This window comes from Dyella sp., from assembly GCF_035503745.1.
GTDB lineage: Bacteria > Pseudomonadota > Gammaproteobacteria > Xanthomonadales > Rhodanobacteraceae > Dyella_B.
Map to the genome: position 1 here is coordinate 55801 of NZ_DATJTC010000008.1, position 20354 is coordinate 76154.

The window sequence follows — 20354 nt, forward strand, 5'->3', positions numbered from 1 at the left end:
ATGAGATTTTCAGTTAAGTCACCCGAGAGGGGATAGGACACTTCAGTTCGGCCGTGATATGTACACGATTGCAATGGAAGTAGTAGACACAGAACGATAACGATTGCGGATATTTTGCGCATACCTGCTCCTTAGCTCGCCTTCGCTTAAAGCGTCCACTTTGGGTTGCGGATTCAGCCGTTCGATTGCCCCAAAAGCAAAGTCTCTCCCCCGCATGCACTCATCTATTGGCAGGAAAAAACCGCATTTCCAGTAACGAATTGACCTGACGCGGCGGTTGACCCGGTAACGCCGCCATCGTTGGCCGCTGCGAGCGAGCCGGCACGACGGACTTCATCATCATCGCCTTCAATATTCATCTGCCTGCCTTGCTTGGAACAGTATTCGTCGGCCGTGACGATCAGGTCTATTTTCTGGTCGGCAGCAGTCCCAAAATTCGCGGAGGAATGTCCTACTACCTCGTAGCGTCCGCCGCCGATTGAAACGACAGACGACGTCGTTGCGCAGGAGCTTATTGCGACGGTGATGCCTGCAAGCAAAAGGGTCCTGGTGAGGCTCATTACTTTCTTCTCCTAACTGCGGCTGCAGTGGGTCATCTGGAGCAGATCGTATCGAGAAAAAGCCATCCAAACGCAATTCAGGCCCGGCAAATCCAATCGTCGCCACCCGTTTGCGCTTATCCGCTTTGCGTCGAAGGCGAATAGCTCGTCGCGTGGAGCCCCCAAATACGGCTGCGTTCCGTTCTCAAGAGAAAAGTGAACCCATGCATCGCGTTTCGACGTTTCAAGGCGACAGCTTCGTCGATAGCCTATCGACCGCTGCAACCCTTGGCACGCACCTTGACCGCAAAAAAACGGGCCGGCAAAACCGGCCCGTAGTCGGAATGTCACCTTAGCTTGCCATTACGAGCATTTCTCGCCCTTGGCGGCGTGATAACCGGCCGCCTGTGCGTCGGACGTACTCATGTACTTGCCCTGCTTGGTGGTGCCGTACCACTTGCTGCCCTGGCAGTGATACGCCTTAGTCTTGGAACCGGTATTGACCCACACCTGCCCCGGGCCGCCGCCCGCAGCGGGCTTTGCCGCCGGCGCGGACTTGGACGCGGATGCCGTCGAGGAAGTGCTGGACTTGCCCGATGCCGCCGTAGCGGCGGTAGCGGAGCCGGACGCGGCCCCCGCGGCCGACGAACCGCTGGCGGACTTGTTTACGCCCTTGTGCCCGCGGCAGGCGCCCTTGGTGGTGGTCACCGTGGCTGTGGTGCCGTCATTGCATGTCACCGTCATGCTGCCACTGGCTGGAGCTGCCGACTGGGCATAGGTACCCGTGGTCGCCATCAGCGCGGCCGCCATCACTGCGATCAACCCGAACGATTTCATTCTGACTCCCTCCGTTATGAGAAGCCCCCCGATACGGAAAACGCACCGCCCTTGCGGAACGGTGTTCCCGCTGGGTCGTTTCAGCCTGAAACGACACCCCCAAGCGCCATCCACCTACAGCGCTTGCGCCGGCAACTATGCCTGAAAATCTTGCTGGCCGGCATGCCGGCCAGCAAATTCCCGCGGGGTCAGGGCGACGGGTTCATGCCCGGTTTCAGCTTCGAATCGGGCCGGGCCACGGCGTACATGTCCCAGCTGATCTGTTTGAGCAACCCGTAGTTATCGTCGCCGATCTTGTAGAGATCAAAGTGCGTGCGACCTGGAATGAAACGGAAATCCGCGTGGGCGTGCAGCCCATCCAGCACCCCCTCCAGGCGATGGGCCGCGCCATCCAGGTAGAACGTATCGGCGGTGCCGACGTAAAGATGGATCTTGCCATCCAGGTCGGGCTTCAAGGCCGGCCAGTGCTGCTGCAGCCGGTAGGCGATGTCGTAATGATCGTGCCAGTAGGCCACGACGGCCGGATCGACCTCGCCGGTGTCGCGATCGAACATTTGCTCGGGCCGGCCATCCTTGCCGCGCGGCGAGAATACCCATTCGAACGAGGCCATCTGGCCGCCATAGGGCCCCAGTACCCGTTCCATCCTGGCGAACTGCTCGAACGTACCGATCACCTTGCCCTTGTCGCGCACCAGCGGCCATGGCGTGCCGTCCGGCTTGCGGTACACATTGGCGTGCGGCGCGTAGAGATCGGGGCCGGTGAAATCATGGAAATCGCTGGGATCGGGCGACGTGGACCAGGTGCCCCCGAAAATCGCCGGATAGCGCGTTTGCAGCCATAGCGTGGCCCAGCCGCCGGAGGAATGGCCGTTGAGGAAGCGGCCCTTCGCATTGCCGTCCATGCGGTAATGCGATTCCAGATACGGAATCAGCTCAGTGGTAAGCGCCTGCCCCCACGGCCCGTTGTTCACCGAGTCGGCGAACTCGTGCGTGCCGGTCGCGCTGGATTCATCCAGAAACACCCAGATCATCGGCGGCATCTGGCCGCGGCTCATCCCATCCTGGACATAAGCGAGCACGCGCGCCAGCCGGTCGATGTTGCCGCCGAAACCGTGGGTGAAATAGACGGTGGGATAGCGTTTGGCCTGCGAGGGTTCATAACCGGGCGGCAACAACACCCGGCCCAGCATGTGGATCGGGCGCCCCCAGAAGGCCGAAAGACTGGGGCTGACAAAATCAATCTGCTGCGATTGCTTGTGCGCGGCCTCAAGCGCCGGCAGCAATGACGTGGGCATGCTCGCAGGCGGCGCCCACGGATCGACGTGCGGCAAGGTTTCGTCGAGCGTCAAAGTGGGAATGTCGTTCGCCGGCAAATGCACGGTGACCACCTTGCTGACGATGTCGCCGCCATCGCGGCCCAGGTAGTTGTAGTTGTGATGCACGTCCAGCACGGCCTGCACGAGGTAATCCCCGGCCGGCAGCTTCGACCATGCGGCTGGAAACGCCAATTGGTCCGTGTCGATATCGATGGTCTGCCCCGGCACCAGGCGATCGACATTTTCCGCGGCAATGGAGGTACCGTTCGGTTCAAACGGGTCGGCATCGATCTCGGTGACCGGGCCGTCCTTGGACTGCGCCTTCGCCGCGGCCGCAGTCATCGCGAACAGCAGCAGCCGTCCAGACACCGGCCGGGTTTGGTCCGACCCCCATTGCACGTGGAAAAAGCGATGGGTGGGGACACTCTGCACATCCTGGCGCGCCCACACGTACACACCGCTCAGCAAGCCAAGCCCAAGCAATGCGCTGCACATCAGCAGGCGACGACGCATGGTTTTCTCCCCTGGCATATTTGGCAACCCCACCGACAACGCCCGGCGTTATTCGGCCTTCGCGGCAGCGTCGGCATCCTTTAGCGGTACCGGCCGCAGATCCTGGAAATCGAAACTAAAATCGGTCAGCGGCGATACCGGCTGCATGCGCATGTCACGCACGTGGCCGTCGGCATCAAGCGCGAATTCGACGAAGGCATCGGCGTTCAGGGCGCGATCGTCCCAACGCACAATGAACGTGTCGTGCTGCCACGGCTCCATCGTGCCGATCAGCTGCCTGGTTTTGCTGAAACGCATGCGCAGCTTGCCGTTTTCGTTGCTGATGACGATGTCGCCATACCAGGGGTCGCGATACGTTCCGGCGTAGTTGGCCAACGGCAACGACGGCTTGCTTTTGGCATCGCGCAAAGCCTGATGCTTGTTCCAGCTTTCGTCAGCGTTGCCATGCGCATAGTTGACTGCCTTCTCGTAGACCGCCACCCAATCGGTCTTGTTGCCCGGGTTGAGATAGGCGTCCAGCACGCGGTAGGTGATCGCATTGAACGCGGCACCCGATTCCTGGTTGGTCAGCACGACCACGCCCAGGTGCAACGCCGGTACCAGTGTCAGGCGCGACACCATGCCCGGCCAGCCGCCGGTGTGCCATACCATTTTCTGGCCATGGTAATCGCTGAGGAACCAGCCTTCGCCGTAGCCGGAGAAATTGGGCATCAACGGTTGCAGTTCGGCGATCGGCGGCTTGCTGACCGGGATGGGCGTCAGCACGGTCCACATCTGGTTCTGGCTATCTTGCGAAAAGAGCCGGCGCGGCTTGCCATCGGCATCGGTGCCCGGCAATTGGCCGCCGGCGAGCTGCACGTTCATCCACTTGGCCAGATCATGCACGCTGGCGTAAATGCCGCCCGCGCCGGGGTCGTTCAGCCATGCCATCGGCGGTACGGGCTTCAAATCCTTGAAGTCGAACAGGGCGTGGCCGGTGGCGACATCCATGCCAGGCTTGAGGTAGGTCATGTCGATCAGCGATTCGTCCATGCCGACCGGCTTGAAAATGTGATCGCGGATGTAGTCGGCGTAGGTCTGCCCGGAAGCCTTTTCGATGATCAGCGTGGCCACCGCGAACAGAATGTTGTCGTAAGCGTAGTGGCTACGGAAACCGTTGGTGAGCGGCACCTTGGCGAGCCGCTCGACCACCTCTTTCGTGCTGTAGGTGGTCGGCGGCCAATACAGCAGGTCGCCCGCGCCGAGGCTCAGGCCGCTGCGATGGGCCAGCAGGTCGCGCACGCGCATCTCATGCGTCACGTAGGGATCGGACATCTGAAACCATGGCAGGTAATCGGTGACCCGCGCATCCATGTTCACCTTGCCTTGTTCAGCCAGCATCTGCAGCGCCGCGGCGGTGAAGGCCTTGGTGTTGGATGCGATCGCGAACAAGGTGTGCGCATCGACCTTGTCCGGCTTGCCTGCTTCGCGCAGACCGTAGCCCTGCTCCCACACCACCTTGCCATCCTTGACGATGGCCACCGCGATGCCCGGCACATGGAATGCCGCACGGGCGCTGTCCACGTAGGAGCCAAAATCCTGCAGCATCGGCGGCAACGCGGCCTGTGCAGCTTGCTCGGCTACCGGCCTGGACTCGGGCCCCACCGCGGCGGACCACGCCGGCGCGGCCGACGCAAAAGCAAGCAACGCGCAGCACCCGGTCAGGCGCAAGGACAACGGTGACAGGGGCATGGTGGCTCCATAAGTGGCAAAGCCGCAGTCTAGCTGGCTTGACGAGGGCTCATTCCAGCCCAGAAGTCATGGAACGCCCGGGCGGTGCCGCACCCTGCCGGCCACTCCCTATGACGCGCTTGCCGAGCCGTTGATCGGATCAGGCATTTTGCCCATAGCCATATACCGCCCACCTCACCATGCGATGCCGAGAATGAGCAACAACGCGCGACGCCACGCGGCGCGCCGGCCCTCCCACTCATGCAGTGAGCAAACCCATGGACCCCATAGAAACCCCTCCGTCCGGGCCGGCCCGGATCGATGCTCTGCTCAATGACGCGCAGCCACGCACGAGCACCCCGCAACAGGTGGCCATCACGCCGTGGTCCGTCCAGAGCGGGACCGCCGGCAGCGCGCCGCCAGTGGCCAGGCCGCTTCGCGCTGGCGATGGAAAATCCAAAGGCGCCGACATCACGGCGCCCGCTGAGACCTCGCCCGCGCAAACGCCGCGGGAGCCTGCGACGAAAGAAGAAGCTTTCCTCGCGCTGCACGCAGCTGCGACCAAATTTCAGACCGGCGTGATCCAACTGGAAACGGCGACAAAACAGTTCGCGTCCGGGGCATACATCGATAGCCTGCACGCGAGCTTGAGCGGCATGGGCAATCTCGTGGATGCCGGCGGCGACGCGCTGAAAGGTTTGTCCGCGCTCGCAACGCTGCAGGAAAACGCAAGCTGGAGCAAACCCCTCAAACAAGCGTCCGATGCGCTGAAAAGCCTGGGCACACCGCTGCGGGGCGCGGGCGATGTGTTCAAGGATCTGGACGCGCTCTTGCACACCTACGCCGATCCCAAGGCCAGTGCCCAGGACATCAAGCTGGCCTTCAGCAGCTTCTTGAATGCCGTCGCGCGCGAGTCGGGGGAAACGCTTTCCACCCTCAACACATCCGTCGGCAGCGCCAATGCATTTATCGACAGCTTCGCCGCGATACTGGAATCGGGCGGAAACATGGGGCTGGGCGTGGACCGGATTCGCCAGAACGCGGGGAAACTCGGCGTGGCTCTGCGCAATAGTCACGCGCAAAAAGCCGCCTCGGCCGTGAGCGGCATCATGGCCGGCACCTACTTCCTCGGCGCCAGCCTGACCCAGGCTGCGGCGCACGCGCTCAAAGTGGCCGGCTACTCCCAGCTGGGAGAAAAACTTTCCAGCCTGGGCGACATGACATCCGATTACGGCGAAAAATACGAAGCGTTGCAGGAGCGGCTTGACGTCAACGCCCGCAAGACCTGACGCCTTGCTGCGATGCGCGACCCACGCTCGCAGCCGCGAACGCACTACACTCACCGCCTGGCCCACAAGGAACCTGCGGTGTCCACCTCACGCCTTACCTCCCTTCTGCTGCTGGTGATCCTCATCGGCGGCATTCTGTTCTGGAATCGCCACAGCGCACCGACGGCGACGATGGTCTCGCAGGGCGACATGCCTTTGCCGGTCGCAAGCAAACTCAACTGCCCTGCCGCCAAAACCAACCTGCCCGCCTTCATGCCGCCTGAAGCGTGCTTCGCGCTGGTGCGCATCCTGCAGGGAGGTCCGTTTCCCTACAGCCAGGACGGCGTGGTGTTCGGCAACCGCGAAGGCCTGCTGCCCGGGCAACCGCGCGGTTATTACCACGAGTACACGGTGGATACGCCCGGCGCCTCCGACCGCGGCACGCGGCGCATCATCACCGGCGGTACACCGGCCGAGGTTTTCTATTACACCGGCGATCACTACCGCAGCTTCCAGCTGTTCCAGGTGAACCGATGAGCGCGGAAGGCGCCCTCGATCTGACCCAGGCCGACGATGGCGGTGTCTACTTCGTCGACGCGGCCGACTTCGACGCGCTCGCTACCGCGGCCGTACAGGGCAACCTCTACGTGTGCCGCGCCGACCTCGCCGGCTGCCTGGACAAAAGCGAACTGCTGCGCCGCCTGGCCGCCGCGCTGAAACTGCCGGCCGGCTTCGGCCAGAACTGGGATGCGCTGGTGGACAGCCTGCGCGACCTGGGCTGGCTGCACGGCATCGGCCATGCCTTGCTGCTCGATCACGCCAACGACCTGCGCCAGGCTGCCGGCAAGGATTTCGATACCTTGCTGGCGATCCTGCACGAATCGGCCAGCTTCGCGATCGGGCAGCATCGTCCGTTCTTCGCGTTTCTGAGCCTCCCCGAACATCCCATCGCCCTGCCCACGCATCGTTGAACATGGAACAGATCGCATTCGAACTCGGCGGCCACGACTACGTGGAACTCAATCAGCTGCTGAAACTGGCGGGACTGTGCGACAGCGGCGGCGCGGGAAAAATGATCGTCGCCAGCGGGGCAGTCTACGTGGACGGGCAGCAGGAGCTGCGCAAGACGTGCAAGATCCGCGCGGGGCAGATCGTGCGGCTGGAAGGGGTGCAAATCCACGTCGTGGCCGGCACCGGCTGAGATCCGGGCCGAGGGTAACCGTCCGCCGTCCGCCAGCGAATACCAGGCAACCGGATTCTTTTTGGAGGTAGCCCATGCAAGCCCGTCGTTTATCCTTCCTGATCGCGCTAAGCGGCCTGACCGCCTGCTCGGCCATGGCCAGCAACGCCAACCTGCCCGATCCCGCCTACGACGCACCCAAGGCGACTGCGCACGGGATGGAAACCGCCGTGCTGGCGGGCGGCTGCTTTTGGGGCATGCAGTCGGTATTCGAGCACGTGCGCGGCGTGAGGCAGGTGTGGGCCGGCTACAGTGGCGGCGTGGCCAACACGGCCCATTACGAGGATGTCAGCGAAGGCAACACCGGCCACGCCGAGTCGGTAAAAATCAACTTCGACCCGACGGTGATCAGCTATGGCCAGCTGCTGAAGATCTATTTCGCGGTCGCGCACGATCCCACCACGTACTACCGGCAAGGTCCGGATGTGGGTTCGCAGTACCGCTCCGAGATTTTCTACGACAGCCCGGAGCAGCAAAAGATCGCCCAGTCCTACATCGCGCAACTGACCGCCGCCAAGGTGTTCGATGCGAAGATCGTCACCGAAGTGAAGCCGCTCAAGGCGTTCTATCCGGCCGAGGGTTACCATCAGGATTACGCACGCATCCATCCCCATGATCCGTACATCGTGATCAACGATGTGCCCAAGGTGGAGGCTTTGAAGCAAGAGTTCCCCACGCTCTACCAGCCAGAAGAGACCGTGGTCGAGGTGCAGCTGTAAGCGTGCGGTAACCGCTGCGTCTATTTAGGCGGCACCAGGCGCAGGCGGGAGGTTTCATGGCGGGGATTGGGCGACAGCATGCGCTCGATCTCCGGCGCGGGTAGCCCACGCGAGTAGTAATACCCCTGCCCCTCCGCGCAGCCTGCGCGCAACAGGAACTCGACCTGCGCCGCGGTCTCGATGCCTTCGGCGATGGTGCAGATGTCCAAACTCTTGGCGATCGCCAGCATGGCCTCGACGATCGCCACGTCGTTGGTGCTGTCGGGCAGGTCCTTGATGAAGGAACGGTCGATCTTCAGGAAATCGATGCCCGACAGCTTCAGGTACGCCAGCGACGAATACCCGGTACCGAAGTCGTCGATGGCGATGCCGATGCCCAGCGCATGCAACGCGTGCATGGTCTGCTCGGTTGCCTCGCCCAGGCGCAGGATCGCGCTTTCGGTGATTTCGAACATCAGGCGCTTGGGCGAAATCTGGCTGGCGTGCAGCGCGTGCTTGACGCTGTCGATGAAACCCGGATGGCCGAAGGTAGCCGCCGAGGCGTTCAAGGCCACCCGTATCGCCGGCAGTTTGGCCTGATCCCACTGCCGGATCTGCGCGCACACCGCGCGCATGGTCCAGGCATCGATGCGACGGATCAGGCCGAGGCTTTCGGCCAGCGGAATGAATTCGTCCGGCATCAGCTCGCCGCGCTCGGGATGACGCCAGCGCAGCAACGCCTCCACCGCCACGATGCGCCCGCTGCGCAGCTCTACGCTGGGCTGGAACACCAGATAGAACTCATCGCGCATCAGTGCCTGGCGCAAATCCGCGCCCAGCATCAGGCGCATGCGGGCATCGGCGTGCATCAAGGGCGTGTAGAAGCGATAGGTGTTGCGTTCCTGCGTCTTGGCCGCGTACATCGCCGCGTCCGCATTGGCAATCAGCGCCACCGGATCGCTGCCGTCCAGCGGATAGCCCGCGATGCCGATGCTTGCGCTCATGACGATTTCGTAATCGCCGATCAGCATCGGCTCGGACAGGCTCATCAGCAGACGGTTGGCGAATTGCGCGGCCTGTTCGCGCGTACGCAGGCTGCCCAGCAGCACCGTGAATTCGTCCCCGCCGATGCGGCTGGCGACGTCGTTTTCGCCCAGCTCGCGGCGAATGCGCTGGGCCACCTTTACCAGCAGGCGGTCGCCGATGGCATGGCTGTAACTGTCGTTGACCACCTTGAACGCATCCAGGTCGACGAACAACACCGCGGCCGCGCCATTGGTGCGTGCGGCCACCTCGATCGCATGCGTGCAGTGCCGCTGGAATTCGTTGCGATTGGCCAGGCCCGTCAGCGGATCGTGCGCCACCATGTATTCCAGGCGCTGGCGGTCGGCCTTGCTGCGGGTGATGTCAGTCACCACCGCCACGTAGTGCTGCACGCGGCCGTCGCTGTTGCGGATGGCGCTGATGCTGAGCAGTTCCGGATAGGACGAACCGTCCGACCGCCAGCTCTGCACTTCGCCCACCCAGTTGCCGCCGTCGGCAACCATTTCCCAGATCGAGGACGGCAACGGCGAACCGTCGGGCATGCGGCGCAACTCGTCGAAGCGGTGATGTTGCAGGTACTGCAAGGTGTAGCCGGTGATGCGCGTATGCGCCGCATTGACCGTGGTCACGCGGCGCTCCGCATCGGCAATGATCACGCCCTCGGCCACGCTGGCCATGGCCTCGGCGCCGATGCGGCGCTCCTGCTCCATCGCCACGCGGTCGGAGATGTCGCGCATGATCGCCTGGCGCACCGGCTGGGTACCCCAGGTGGTGAGGCTGCTGTGCGTCTCGACCGTGCGCGTCGCGCCATTGGCGTTGCGCAGCGTGCCGATCGTGGATGCGCCTGCCTCGCGCGAGCTGCCCTCCACGAACAGCTCGCGGAAATGGGTGCCGATCAGGTCGAACGGATCGCGTCCGGTCCACAGGCTGGCCGTGCGATTGGCGTTGAGGATGCGGCCATGCGATTCGTCCACCATCACGATCGCGTCCGCTGCACTGTCGAACAACAGCTGGAAGCGGTCCTCGGTGCCGCGGATGCGCGCCAGGATGCGCCTGGCCAGGCTCAACCAGAACGCAGCGGCCAGGCACGCGGCCAAAAGTACGCCCACAAACAGCACCTCGCCCATCCAAAGGGCGCCGTGGGCGATCTGCAGCGAGAAATTGTCGCTGCGCGGTTCGATGAAATCGTTCAGCGCGCGGATACGCAGGCGCTGCCGTTCAATTTCCTGGGGGCTGGGGCCGCCGCTGGCGTAGGCGCGCTGCAGTTCATCGGAGATGACCCCCAACTGGGCGATGCTCTCGTCGGTGGAGCGCCAGGCCACCAGGGCCTCTTTCATGTATGGCGCCTGGTTGAAGTACTGAAACATGAAGACCACCCCCGGGATCGTCTCGGGAATGGCGTTGCCGTGGCTCAAGGCCGCCTTGACTTCGTCGTAGTCGTAATGGCCGCTGGCGGTGACGTCGCGCACCCAGCGGTCATAGCCGAGCAAGGCATAGTTGCTTTTGAAATCATCCAGGTCATGCTGGGAGCCGGTCATCGCATAGGACTGCAGATCGATGACCGCCTGCTTCTGTGCCTTGGACCAGACACTCTCGCCGTTGAGGAAACCAGCGAGAGTGACCTGGATCTTCATCGCGCCCCAGGTGAGGCCAAGTATCAGCGCCACCATGCCGACCAGCGCGTAGGCCAGCGGCATGAGGCGCCGCGAAAGCGGCTTCTGCAATACGGTACGAGCGATACGCATCGGATCCTTAGCCTGATTTTACCGATACATCCTTACGGCTGCTGCGCATGGCCCAACGGCAATACGTGTTAAGCGGCCGCCTCACTCACTACCAACGGTTCATGCCGCGCCTCAACGCAGCGATCGGCGAGAAGACGCATGCAAATGTAACTGCGTTTCACACATTCGGTAATATGCGCCACATCATGCGGCGCAGGCGACTTGCCCAGCAGGGTACACACGATTTCCAGTGCCTCCCAGGGATGGGTATCGTCATACGCGGCATGTAACTGTAGCCAGCGCAGGCTACCTACACGGACCTCCTGAGGGAAGCTCTCCCGGTAGGCAAGGCTGTCGTACAGCAACTGGGACCATTCCCCCGTGGCCCCTTCTACCGCATAGTTCGTGGCCGCCACGCTTGCGGCAAGTGAACCGTTTTTGCTGATTTCTTCACACCAGTTGGCCAGGGCGTCCGTTCCGGCGGGTGCCGCGCCGTGCAGGACCTCTTCGCGGGGAATATTGGCACCCTCGGCCCAATTGAGCCAGTACTCGGCGTGGTTCTGCTCCACGCGGATATTGCGCACCAGCCAGCGCCGGGCCATGTTGTCCCCTTCGCTGCGACCAAAACGGGTCTTGAGCAGGCTCATGGCCATGTAGCCCGGAAAACGCTCGATCACCGGCCAGATTCCCACCATGAAATGCCGCGTGGCGCCATGATTGAGCTTGGCTTCGCGCATGATCGGCCACAGGTCATGGGTGACGACACTCTGTTTGGCGCCTTCGCACTCTGCGACCATGTCTTGCGCCCAGCTCGGGTAGCTGGCGATTTCAGTCAGGGGGCCGGTGCGTTCGAAATGTGCGTGCATGTGACTTTCTCCACTTAAGGTGTTTACTTCGGGTCGTCTCAGCCGAGGGTTCGGCTGACACCAGGCCCGTTGGGCGGTCCCGGCCCCTCCATAGTGGTCGTGTCCTACACGTGTTGCGACACTTATCTGTCGTACTCGGCCGGTTCGCCCCCCAGGCGTGGAGCGCGTCGCATGGAAGGCGGAGGTCAGGGGTATCGGAGGCTGCCGCAGCTCGCATCCTCGGCGCGCCGATGGGTATCCCAGACGGCTTCCTCGGCTCATCCTCGGCGGGCCTGTCTGACGGCCTGGACGGTTTGAACGCCCGCATGGCTCCAAAAAAAAACGCTGCCCCGGGCCTGACCAGGACAGCGCGATGAATCGGATAGGCCGCCGGGCGCGCCGCCCATGACGGCGTCCCGGATAACTGCGCTCAGTGCCAGCCGTTGTCCTTGCCCTGCTGCTCCGTACCCGGCGCGAACGACACGCCGCGCAGCACCTCGCCGAACTTCGCCGCGCGCAAGGTCACGAAGTGCTCCTGCGCCGCGCCGGCCGCCGTGGTGTTGGACAACGTGTCGCGAACCGCCACCAGGCGATCCGGATCGGCCCCCGTGTCGCCGCCGCCGCTGACGGTGGAGGTCACCGCCCAGATGGTGACCTTGCCGTCCCGGTCAACGCGGCCGGTGATCTGGCGCAGGCCGTCGGTGGCCGGCGACCACGGCAACTGGGTAGCGGGATTGTTCCCGGTGGGATAGCCGTGCACGGTATAGGGCTGGCCGAGCCCCAGGCCCGCCTGCAGCGTGTAAGCGAGCGTCCAGGATTTCGTGCCCGCGTTGAACACCCACTTCTGCAAGCCCGCCGTGGTTTGCGCGGCAGCATGCGTGTAAAGATCGCCGCCGCCGGTGTAGCCGTCGCCTTCATCGGCGACGTACAGCGTATTGGCATCGGCGAACCACAGCGCGAACGGATAGGCCACTGTGGTGGCGGTCTTGGTCAGCGCGGTCGGGAAACCGGCGAGAATGCACATGTTGCTCGGCAGGCCCGCGCTCGACAGCGTGCTCGCGTTGTAGGCCAACGGCGAAGTGGGAAGCGGCGCACCCGCCACCGGTACGCCAACGCCCTTGGGGCATGCCGTGCCGGTCGTGTCGACGAAATAAACCGTATTGACGCCGTTGCTGCCGCTGCCCTTGGTGTAATACAGCACGTTGTCGAACACCGTCATGCCGCGGAAGTTATCGTCCTTGCCGATCTTGTCGGCCTTGTCGCCCAAGGCGGTGACGGAGAAGCTGGCCAGCGGCGTCGGCGCACCGGCGCTCTGCAATGCCTCGGGCAGCGTGGAGGGCGTGATCCATTGCGCGCCCGCACCAAGCACCACGCCCGCAGGCTGCGGGTTGCTGCCATTGCCGGCATTGCCCGAGGTGTAAAACACGTTGGCGCCGTTGACGTCGTTGTAAATGGCGGCGCGGCCGTTATCGCCGCTGTATGCGTTGGTTTGGGTGAACTGGAAATGGCCGTGGCCATCGACCAGCGCCACCGCGCGATAATAGGTTCCGCCATCGGGATTGGTCGGATCGACCTCCAGCGGCGTATTGGCATTGGATACATCGATCGCGTTCACCGGCGCGACGTAGCCCACGAACGAGAGATATTTGCCGTCCAGCGACAGATGCAGGCCCAGCTCCGACTTGGAACTGAAGCTGGTCACCAGCTCGCCCTCGCGCGCGGCGGGAAGCTGGCTGTTTGGAACTTCCAGCGAATTGATCAACCAGCCGTCAGGGGTGATCTGATCCAGGTAGACGCGCGAGGTGATGCCGAAATTCGCATCGTAGATCACGTTGTTGAAGACTTGCGGGTAGGTGCCATCGTACTGGGCGCCGGGCGCGGTACCGCACCCACCGCTGCTCGCGGGGCAATCGGGCGGCAGTATTTCGCCCAGTTGCACATTGCTCGCCTTGTTGTCGTAAACGCTGCGGGTCACCACCAGGTTGCCGGGCCAGAAATGAAAATCGCGGTCTTGCGAAAAACCATCAGCATACGCGGCGGCAGCTGCCGCCAGCGCAGTAAACGCAAACGCGGCGACAGCATGCCGGCGTGCAAAACGAAAGCGCAACGTCGTGGTCATCGTGATCTCCGGGCGAATGAGTGAACGCAGTTACAGGACACAACAGCGCCACGGTAGTCACGATTGGTGAAGGATTATTGACAGCCACATGCAACGGCAACCCGCGTAAGGATCGCCTAAGCTTCGTCATGTTTATGCCATCGGCGGCACACGGCGCGTGCACATGGATGGCCCCCGTCATTTCGATAGGGGCCGCATCGGCATGGCGCCATGCATCCACTAGCCCGCGCGCGTGAAACCGTCGGCACTCCAATGCTCGCTGCCGACCCCGTGATGCACGAAAAACAATCCGTCCGGATCGTATTGCCGCTTCGCCGCCGCGAGCCGCGCATAGTTGGCACCCCAGAACGCGTTCTGCCAGTCGCGCTGGAAATAATCGCTCTCCGACACATAGGCGCCGGCATCGGGCGCGACTTTGTACAACGCGTCCATCGCATTGCGCAGCTGGATTTCATGCCGGCGCGCTTGGGCCAGATCCGGCCCGGGACCGGGCATGCCCGGATACGCCGGTCCGCTCGCGTCGGCCATGATCGCCAAGGCGAATGCGTCGAGCACTTGCGGGTTGGTGGCCGTATCGCGCGCGGCATCGATGGTCTGTTTCGTCGCCCCGAACAAACCTTTGTTGAAATGAAACTCCACGCGCTTATGGCGTGTGCACGCCAATATCGCCTCTGCCAGCGCCGGTAGCCGGTCTTCGCGCAACAGCGACCCAGGCAGCCACGCCGATTTGAATCCGTGCAGGAACCAGCCCACTTGTCCATGATCGCCGGACCACAGCATGTGATTGCGCGGCGCGCCGGTGCGATCATCCTCAACGATGGCGCTTGGTGCATGCTGACGAAAGAATTCCGCATCCCAGAAATGCCGCGCCGGTACGGCGAGCGCCTGTATAGGCTGCACGAACGCGTACTCCTTGCGTGCGCGTACCCAATCTACAAAGGGTGCCCACGTCGCCAGCGCCTGCTGCTGATCCAGCCCCTGGAACACCATCGACACGTGAAGCATGTTGTCCTCATCGAACGCCATCTGCTCGCCCCAATGCGGATTGCACAGATCGCTGCGGTAAAAACGCATGGCCTGCGCGATCAAGGCGCCAAATGCCTGGTCGGACGAGGCCCGGATCGCGCCGAACACGCCGCCGAAGTATTCCGGCAGTTCGCGCGTGCGCAAGGTGAGCCGCGTCACCACGCCCAAGCTGCCGCCGCCACCGCCCTTGATGCCCCAGAACAGCTCCGGATTTGTACACGCATTGGCAATGCGCACCACGCCATCGGCCGTAACGACTTCCGCTTCCAGCAGGCCTGATGCGGCAGTCCCATAGTGCTTGGAGAAACTGCCGAAGCCGCCGCTCTGGATAAGCCCTGCCACGCCGACCGTGGTGCATCCGCCGCCTTGCACATAGCGACCGCCGTGCGTGGTGACGGCATCGTAGGCATCGATCCACATCGCACCGGACTGCAAACTCACTGCCGGCTGCGGCGCATGGATGCCCGCGCAACCCTGTGCGACGAACGCATCGTGCAAGGTCGCCGCGTTCATGTGCCGCGTCCACACCAGCAGGGAGTCGGGCGCGTCGGAGGTGCCCTGGTAACTGTGGCCGCCGCCTTTTACCACCAGGCGCAGATGATGTTCGCGCGCGAAGTTCACCGCTGCCACCACGTCGGCGGTGCTTGCCGCGGCGACGGCATAGGTACTGGGCCGGGAAGTCCATGCATAGGCCCAGCCGCTGGTCTGGGTCAGCGCTGGCTGGTCGCCGATATAGAACGGATTTTTGATGTGCGCGAGCGCTTCGCGGCAGGCCGCCGTAGTCGAGGTAGCCGTGCAGTGCGCGAATGGCGACTCCAGCTTCAGCAAACGCCCGCCCACGGCCTGCTTGAGTTGGTCCCACTGCGCCGCCGAAGGCCAGCGCGGCTGACCCGGCCGTACCCTCGATGTCCATGCCCTGGGTATCGCCCCACCCACTGCCGCCAGCGCCGACGCCAGCCCTGCGCTCATCGCACCCGACATCACCGGCAGCGCCAGCGCCGCCTTCAGAAGCTCACGCCTGTTCATGCCAACTACCCTCCGTGACAGACCGTTAAAGATGCTCCGATCTATTGCACGCACCCGGCATGACGTCGGGAAGGCCCGCAGGGCGTGGCGCGTGGCACGGGGCAGACTGGCCGCCTGTGCAGACGCCATGCTGCCCGATATGCGCATACCGTGCCGTGACGGGTACGTGCCATGGATCAAAGCTTCCATGAATGGCCGTCACTGTCCGCCCCCGATGGCCGGTCATCCACGGCGAAGGGACGTGCGGAACGCGTTGTGGGACGAACGGCGGGACCGTGGGGGCAAGCAGGCGTTGCCGGCTAGCTCCGGCTCGAATGCGCGCGTCGCGCCTCATAGGCTTTCAAGTGCGCGTAGGCCACGCGCAGCATCGGCAGGTCCAGGCCGGACGCCTCGCCGCGTGCCAGCAAGTCGCCCACCACATGGTCGGCTTCGATCGGACCGCCCTGCTCCAGGTCCCGCAGCATCGAGGCGGTCAGGGTGGAGCCCGGCTCGGTCAGCACCGAATGGGCGCGCTGCAGCGTGGCTTCGCCGGGCGCGTGGCCATGGGCCTGCGCTACGCGCCGACCCTCCTCCAGCAGGTCAAGCGTCGTCTGCCTGCCGCCGGGGACCGCCACGATATCGCCCACCGGCGCGCGCATCAGGCAGGTGATGCCGGCCAGCGACGCCAGGAACACCCACTTGTCCCACATGTCTTGCAGAATGGTGGTGCTAAGCCGCGGTTCGAAACGAACCTTGGCCATGGCCTGCGCCACTTGCTCGATCCGCGCCGAACGCGAACCGTCGCGCTCCCCGTAGGTAAGGCTGTGCGAGCTATTGAGATGGCGCACCGCACCATCCGCATCCAGGGTAGCCGCGATCACGCATTGGCCGCCGAGCACATGCGCCGCGCCGAAGCGGGCATCGAGCAGGTCCAGATGGCGCATGCCATTGAGCAAAGGCAGGATCAGGGTCTGCGGCCCTATCGCGGGCGCCATGTCCTGGATCGCCTGCGGCAGGTGGTAGGCCTTGCAGCTCACCACGACCAGGTCGAAGGTTTCTTGCAAGGTGTCGGCCTGCACGGTCTTGGGCGCGGCCGCGGTGAAGTCGCCCAGGGTACTGCGAACGACCAGGCCCGTACGCGCCAGCGATGCCGCGCGTCCGGCGCGCACCAGGAAGGTCACGTCCTTGCCGCTTTCCAACAGGCGTGCGCCGAAATAACCGCCGGTTGCGCCGGCTCCCACCATCAGGATCTTCATCGACTGGCCATCCTCGATACAGGCAACTGGCTAGCAGATGGGGGCCATGCCTGCGCATGCAAGCGACTCAGTACATGGCGCTTACACTTGCTATACGAATCCTTTCTCTTTCCGTAGCAGTGCCTATGGAAGATTCATGATGAATTTTTCGCCGCCCTGACGGGGCGGCGATGGCAGGGGTGTGGTCAGGGGCGATGAACAGATTGGGCCCATCGCAAGCCCGGGCTGCGAGCGGTGGGTGATCGTTCAAGGCGGCGGACAGGTTTGGCCGCCATGGTCCGCCACCGGACCGAAGGGGATTGAAGTCAAGGCAAGTGCGTGTACCGCCCAGGAAGCTTTGCATGGCGATGCCGGGCATGTCCCATCGCCACGGGGAAGCGCAGCGGACGCTGCGTGGAACGAATCCTTGCAACGTTTCTTGAGGAGAACGGACATGACATCGGCACGACATGGCGGCACAGCCGCCAGGCTGTTATTGACGCTGCTGGCAGCCGGAGCGGGAACATGTGTTTGCGCATCCGCCCATGCCGCCACTATCGGCCTGCTTTCACGCCCGCAGATCACGCGCGCGCCCAACAACAACGATCGCGTGACCCTGCCCGGCAACGTCTCGCCGTTCGCCATCGCCGCCAATGATCGCGGCCGCGTCGAGGACAACCTGGTGCTGGAACACATGCAACTGCTGCTGCAGCGCCCGGCCGAGCGCGAACAGGCGCTTGCAGCGTTTATGCAGCAACAACAGACCAAGGGCTCGCCCAACTACCGCAACTGGTTGACGGCCGAGCAAATGGGCGAACAGTTCGGCGTTTCGCAGCTGGACATCGACGCCATCACCCGTTGGCTTGCCGCGCAGGGCTTTACGGTCAATCGTGTCTATGAAGGCGGCACGCTGATCGATTTCTCCGGCACCGCGGGCCAGGTGCGTCGCGCATTCGATACGCAAATGCATCATCTGAACGTCAATGGCCAGAACCACATCGCCAACATGAGCGACCCGCAGATTCCCGCTGCGTTTGCGTCAGTGGTCAGCGGCATCGTGTCGTTGAACGATTTCCGCCCGCACACCAATTACCGGCAGCACCTCAACTACACCTATACCAGCAGCGGAGCCACGTATCAGGCGGTGGTCCCCGCCGACCTGGCGACGATCTACAACTTCAATCCGCTGTTCTCCGCAGGAATCAACGGCAGCGGCCAGACCATTGTGCTGATCGAGGACACCAACGTGTACTCGACCGCCGATATCGCCACCTTCCGCTCCACGTTCGGCCTTCCCGCTGCCAATTTCAGCCAGGTGCATCCGGGCAACTGCACCAATCCCGGCGTGGTGGTGGGTAACGATGGCGAAGCGGAGCTGGATGTGGAATACGCCGGCGCGGCGGCACCAGGCGCCGCGCTGGAGGTGGCTTCGTGCCGGGATACCTCGACCGAGTTCGGCGGACTGATCGCGCTCGACAACCTGGTCAATGCCAGCTCGCCGCCGGCGATCGTCAGTATCAGCTATGGTGAATGCGAGGCGGAAAACGGTGCCACGCAGAACGCGGCGTACATCTCCGTCTATCAGCAAGCCGCCGCCGAAGGCGTATCGGTATTCGTATCGTCCGGCGATGAAGGGGCAGCCAGTTGCGACGCGGACAAAGCCAATGCCACGCATGGCATCGGGGTCAGCGGCTTTGCTTCCACGCCGTACAACGTGGCCGTGGGCGGCACCGATTTCGGCGATACCTACAACGGCACCAACAGCGCGTATTGGAATGCGAGCAACACGTCCACGTATGGTTCGGCCAAATCGTATATCCCGGAAATTCCCTGGAACGACTCCTGCGCCAGCCAGTTGATCGACACGTACGTCGGCTACAGTACCCCCTACGGCAGGACCGGCTTCTGCAACAGCAGCTTGGGCCGCGAAGACTTCATCACCACGACCTCCGGCAGCGGCGGCCCCAGCGGTTGCGCCAGCGGCAAGCCGCGCACATCGGGCGTGGTGGGCGGCACCTGCAAAGGCACGGCCAAGCCGTCGTGGCAAACGCTGGTCGGCAATCCGTCCGATGGCGTGCGCGACATTCCGGATGTTTCCCTGTTTGCGGCCAATGGCGTGTGGGGCCACTACTACGTGTTCTGCTACACCGACACGGCCGGTGGCGGCGCGGCGTGCACCGGCGCGCCCAGCGGCTGGGCCGGCGCGGGTGGCACTTCGTTCGCCTCGCCGATCATGGCCGGTATCCAGGCCTTGGTGAACCAGCACATCGGTGCCCGGGTGGGCAATCCCAATCCAACCTATTACAGCCTCGCGCGCAGCGAATACGGCGCTGCGGGCAGCGCCGCGTGCAATTCGAACAGCGGCACTGCGAGCGGCAGTTGCGTGTTCTACGACGTCACGCTGGGCGACATGGACATCAACTGCACCGGCAACAACGATTGCTACCGGCCCGGCTATACCTACGGGGTGCTGTCGACCTCCACCGGCGCCTACGACCCCAGCTACAAGGCCGCCACCGGATGGGATTTCGCCACCGGCATCGGCACGGTCAATGCCGCGAATCTGGTTTACAACTGGCCTTGAGCTTCACATCCAAGGTCTGCAGCAAAGCGCCTTCCGGCTTGCCGGGAGGCGCTTTTTCATTCATCAAGCGAGGTGCGCGGCAACCGGCCGCATGATCTTTTGCCGCGTTGGTGTCATCATGTCTGGAGCCTGCTCCAGGCTAGCAAGTCTCAAGGGCATTCGAGCGTGTTGAACCGCGCGGCACATCAACGGATGGTGGCATGGCTGGCACTCGCCGCCATGGCCTTGATCGTGCTGATGCCGGTGATATCTCGTTCGATGCCGATGTCGCAGATGCCGGACGCCGCGATGGCCGGCATGAGCATGGATCCGGACTGCCCGATGGGCATGGACCACGCCGGCCAACCTCATCACGGCGCCCCGTGCCATCCCGACGATCCGACCGCGCGATGCGGGTACTGCGTCATGTTCATGCATACGCCGGCCGCCGGATTCGGGTCGGCGCTGGCATGGGCGCCGCTTTATCTGCCGCCGCATGCGCCGCACGGTTTTTCACAGCACGCCCAACCTTGCGCACCGCTGTTGAGCGCGCGTTCGCGCGGTCCGCCACCCGGGGCCGACGTCTGATCCGGCGCTAGTTCGCAGCGCCGCCATTCCTGTCAACGCATCCGGAAACCCGCGCAGGCGTACTGTCTGTATGCGCGTGTCATT

General features: G+C 63.5%; 16 protein-coding genes. 7 read left to right on the forward strand and 9 right to left on the reverse strand.

Annotated elements, in window-relative coordinates; all coding sequences use genetic code 11:
* Positions 1–224: 224 nt before the first annotated feature.
* The 4 genes from VME63_RS02590 to VME63_RS02605 all read right to left on the reverse strand — a co-directional run bounded on the left by VME63_RS02590 (position 225) and on the right by VME63_RS02605 (position 4936).
* The gene (locus VME63_RS02590; RefSeq protein WP_325429952.1) at positions 225–560 is read right to left on the reverse strand and encodes a hypothetical protein; all 336 of its coding nucleotides are present in this window, start codon (positions 558–560) and stop codon (positions 225–227) included.
* 342 nt (positions 561–902) lie between these two features.
* Positions 903–1376 carry a hypothetical protein gene (locus VME63_RS02595; protein WP_325429954.1) on the reverse strand — a complete coding sequence of 158 codons (474 nt, stop codon included), beginning with the start codon at positions 1374–1376 and terminating at the stop codon, positions 903–905.
* 188 nt (positions 1377–1564) lie between these two features.
* Positions 1565–3205 (reverse strand): alpha/beta hydrolase, encoded by a 1641-nt coding sequence (locus VME63_RS02600; RefSeq protein WP_325429956.1) that lies wholly within the window; start codon positions 3203–3205, stop codon positions 1565–1567.
* A gap of 48 nt (positions 3206–3253) precedes the next feature.
* Positions 3254–4936, reverse strand: a complete 1683-nt coding sequence (locus VME63_RS02605) for a serine hydrolase (protein WP_325429958.1) — start codon at positions 4934–4936, stop codon at positions 3254–3256.
* A 257-nt stretch (positions 4937–5193) separates the two neighbouring features.
* Here VME63_RS02605 and VME63_RS02610 point away from each other — a divergent pair, with 257 nt between their 5' ends.
* The 5 genes from VME63_RS02610 (at position 5194) to msrA (ending at position 8142) form a co-directional block, all read left to right on the forward strand.
* Complete coding sequence (locus VME63_RS02610) at positions 5194–6204, forward strand: hypothetical protein (RefSeq protein WP_325429960.1); 1011 nt, start codon at positions 5194–5196, stop codon at positions 6202–6204.
* Between the two features lie 78 nt (positions 6205–6282).
* Positions 6283–6720, forward strand: coding sequence for a ribonuclease domain-containing protein (locus VME63_RS02615; RefSeq protein WP_325429962.1), 438 nt, complete (start codon positions 6283–6285; stop codon positions 6718–6720).
* Positions 6717–7154, forward strand: coding sequence for a barstar family protein (locus tag VME63_RS02620; RefSeq protein WP_325429964.1), 438 nt, complete (start codon positions 6717–6719; stop codon positions 7152–7154). The genes VME63_RS02615 and VME63_RS02620 overlap by 4 nt, the downstream gene beginning before the upstream one ends.
* A 2-nt stretch (positions 7155–7156) precedes the next feature.
* Positions 7157–7384 carry an RNA-binding S4 domain-containing protein gene (locus VME63_RS02625; RefSeq protein ID WP_325429966.1) on the forward strand — a complete coding sequence of 76 codons (228 nt, stop codon included), beginning with the start codon at positions 7157–7159 and terminating at the stop codon, positions 7382–7384.
* Between the two features lie 74 nt (positions 7385–7458).
* Positions 7459–8142 (forward strand): peptide-methionine (S)-S-oxide reductase MsrA, encoded by a 684-nt coding sequence (gene msrA / locus VME63_RS02630; RefSeq protein WP_325429968.1) that lies wholly within the window; start codon positions 7459–7461, stop codon positions 8140–8142.
* Positions 8143–8162: 20 nt separating this feature from the next.
* Here the strand turns inward: msrA and VME63_RS02635 are convergent, their stop codons facing one another.
* From VME63_RS02635 to panE, 5 genes are all read right to left on the reverse strand, one after another.
* Positions 8163–10910 (reverse strand): putative bifunctional diguanylate cyclase/phosphodiesterase, encoded by a 2748-nt coding sequence (locus tag VME63_RS02635; protein ID WP_325429970.1) that lies wholly within the window; start codon positions 10908–10910, stop codon positions 8163–8165.
* Positions 10911–10978: 68 nt separating this feature from the next.
* Entirely contained in the window at positions 10979–11755 is a 777-nt protein-coding gene (locus tag VME63_RS02640) for a TenA family transcriptional regulator (RefSeq protein ID WP_325429972.1), read from the reverse strand.
* A gap of 409 nt (positions 11756–12164) precedes the next feature.
* Positions 12165–13853 carry a hypothetical protein gene (locus tag VME63_RS02645; RefSeq protein WP_325429974.1) on the reverse strand — a complete coding sequence of 563 codons (1689 nt, stop codon included), beginning with the start codon at positions 13851–13853 and terminating at the stop codon, positions 12165–12167.
* Between the two features lie 219 nt (positions 13854–14072).
* Positions 14073–15905, reverse strand: coding sequence for an FAD-binding oxidoreductase (locus VME63_RS02650; RefSeq protein WP_325429976.1), 1833 nt, complete (start codon positions 15903–15905; stop codon positions 14073–14075).
* A gap of 299 nt (positions 15906–16204) precedes the next feature.
* The gene (gene panE / locus VME63_RS02655) at positions 16205–17140 is read right to left on the reverse strand and encodes a 2-dehydropantoate 2-reductase (protein ID WP_325429978.1); all 936 of its coding nucleotides are present in this window, start codon (positions 17138–17140) and stop codon (positions 16205–16207) included.
* A gap of 433 nt (positions 17141–17573) precedes the next feature.
* Between panE and VME63_RS02660 the strand changes: the two genes are divergently transcribed.
* Entirely contained in the window at positions 17574–19703 is a 2130-nt protein-coding gene (locus VME63_RS02660) for a S53 family peptidase (protein ID WP_325429980.1), read from the forward strand.
* A 258-nt stretch (positions 19704–19961) separates the two neighbouring features.
* Positions 19962–20270: a hypothetical protein gene (locus VME63_RS18420; protein WP_414648194.1), complete on the forward strand. Its 309-nt coding sequence runs from the start codon at positions 19962–19964 to the stop codon at positions 20268–20270.
* Positions 20271–20354 lie beyond the last annotated feature (84 nt).

Bases quoted from the DNA above. Each gene is read 5' to 3' on its own strand.
- VME63_RS02590 (WP_325429952.1), bottom strand. From the start codon at position 560: ATGAGCCTCACCAGGACCCTTTTGCTTGCAGGCATCACCGTCGCAATA.
- VME63_RS02595 (WP_325429954.1), bottom strand. From the start codon at position 1,376: ATGAAATCGTTCGGGTTGATCGCAGTGATGGCGGCCGCGCTGATGGCG.
- VME63_RS02600 (WP_325429956.1), bottom strand. From the start codon at position 3,205: ATGCGTCGTCGCCTGCTGATGTGCAGCGCATTGCTTGGGCTTGGCTTG.
- VME63_RS02605 (WP_325429958.1), bottom strand. From the start codon at position 4,936: ATGCCCCTGTCACCGTTGTCCTTGCGCCTGACCGGGTGCTGCGCGTTG.
- VME63_RS02610 (WP_325429960.1), top strand. From the start codon at position 5,194: ATGGACCCCATAGAAACCCCTCCGTCCGGGCCGGCCCGGATCGATGCT.
- VME63_RS02620 (WP_325429964.1), top strand. From the start codon at position 6,717: ATGAGCGCGGAAGGCGCCCTCGATCTGACCCAGGCCGACGATGGCGGT.
- VME63_RS02625 (WP_325429966.1), top strand. From the start codon at position 7,157: ATGGAACAGATCGCATTCGAACTCGGCGGCCACGACTACGTGGAACTC.
- msrA (WP_325429968.1), top strand. From the start codon at position 7,459: ATGCAAGCCCGTCGTTTATCCTTCCTGATCGCGCTAAGCGGCCTGACC.
- VME63_RS02635 (WP_325429970.1), bottom strand. From the start codon at position 10,910: ATGCGTATCGCTCGTACCGTATTGCAGAAGCCGCTTTCGCGGCGCCTC.
- VME63_RS02640 (WP_325429972.1), bottom strand. From the start codon at position 11,755: ATGCACGCACATTTCGAACGCACCGGCCCCCTGACTGAAATCGCCAGC.
- VME63_RS02645 (WP_325429974.1), bottom strand. From the start codon at position 13,853: ATGACCACGACGTTGCGCTTTCGTTTTGCACGCCGGCATGCTGTCGCC.
- VME63_RS02650 (WP_325429976.1), bottom strand. From the start codon at position 15,905: ATGAACAGGCGTGAGCTTCTGAAGGCGGCGCTGGCGCTGCCGGTGATG.
- panE (WP_325429978.1), bottom strand. From the start codon at position 17,140: ATGAAGATCCTGATGGTGGGAGCCGGCGCAACCGGCGGTTATTTCGGC.
- VME63_RS02660 (WP_325429980.1), top strand. From the start codon at position 17,574: ATGACATCGGCACGACATGGCGGCACAGCCGCCAGGCTGTTATTGACG.
- VME63_RS18420 (WP_414648194.1), top strand. From the start codon at position 19,962: ATGCCGATGTCGCAGATGCCGGACGCCGCGATGGCCGGCATGAGCATG.